Raw genomic sequence first — 935 nt, forward strand, 5'->3', positions numbered from 1 at the left:
CCATAAGCACCCACACGAATTGCTTGATTCATTGAAGAAGACGATTAGAAGCAGCTTTAAGCTCCAAGCTGATAGCTCAACGCTAGCGGCTACAAGCTCGAAATTGGGTCTGTAGCTCAGTTGGTTAGAGCGCACCCCTGATAAGGGTGAGGTCGGCAGTTCGAATCTGCCCANATTTTGTGTGGGAAACGCCTGTAGAAATACGGGGCCATAGCTCAGCTGGGAGAGCGCCTGCCTTGCACGCAGGAGGTCAGCGGTTCGATCCCGCTTGGCTCCACCACTTACTGCTTCTGTTTGAAAGCTTAGAAATGAGCATTCCATTGATCCTGAATGAATGTTGATTTCTAGTCTTTGATTAGATCGTTCTTTAAAAATTTGGGTATGTGATAGAAAGAAATAGACCGGGCACCTCTTTCACTGGTGTGTGTCCGGGCTAAGGTAAAGTTTGTGAAATGCAAACTTTCGGCGAATGTCGTCTTCACAGTATAACCAGATTGCTTGGGGTTATATGGTCAAGTGAAGAAGCGCATACGGTGGATGCCTTGGCAGTCAGAGGCGATGAAAGACGTGGTAGCCTGCGAAAAGCTTCGGGGAGTCGGCAAACAGACTGTGATCCGGAGATGTCTGAATGGGGGAACCCAGCCATCATAAGATGGTTATCTTGTACTGAATACATAGGTGCAAGAGGCGAACCAGGGGAACTGAAACATCTAAGTACCCTGAGGAAAAGAAATCAACCGAGATTCCCTTAGTAGTGGCGAGCGAACGGGGACCAGCCCTTAAGTTGTATTGAGATTAGCGGAACGTTCTGGAAAGGACGGCCATAGTGGGTGATAGCCCTGTACGCGAAAATCCCTTTCCAATGAAATCGAGTAGGACGGGGCACGAGAAACCTTGCCTGAATATGGGGGGACCATCCTCCAAGGCTAAATACT

Annotated in this window: 2 tRNA genes and 1 rRNA gene; all 3 read left to right on the top strand. The window is 48.6% G+C overall.

Annotation, left to right across the window (positions count from 1 at the left end):
- The first annotated feature begins 105 nt into the window (after positions 1–105).
- Positions 106–179: transfer RNA gene (locus tag AO068_RS26035), tRNA-Ile, on the top strand.
- Positions 180–204: 25 nt separating this feature from the next.
- A tRNA-Ala gene (locus AO068_RS26040) sits at positions 205–280 on the top strand.
- 230 nt (positions 281–510) lie between these two features.
- Positions 511–935: ribosomal RNA gene (locus AO068_RS26045) — 23S ribosomal RNA — on the top strand; the annotation flags it as partial.

It is taken from the genome of Pseudomonas sp. ICMP 3272 (assembly GCF_001466905.1).
Classification (GTDB): Bacteria; Pseudomonadota; Gammaproteobacteria; order Pseudomonadales; family Pseudomonadaceae; genus Aquipseudomonas; species Aquipseudomonas amygdali.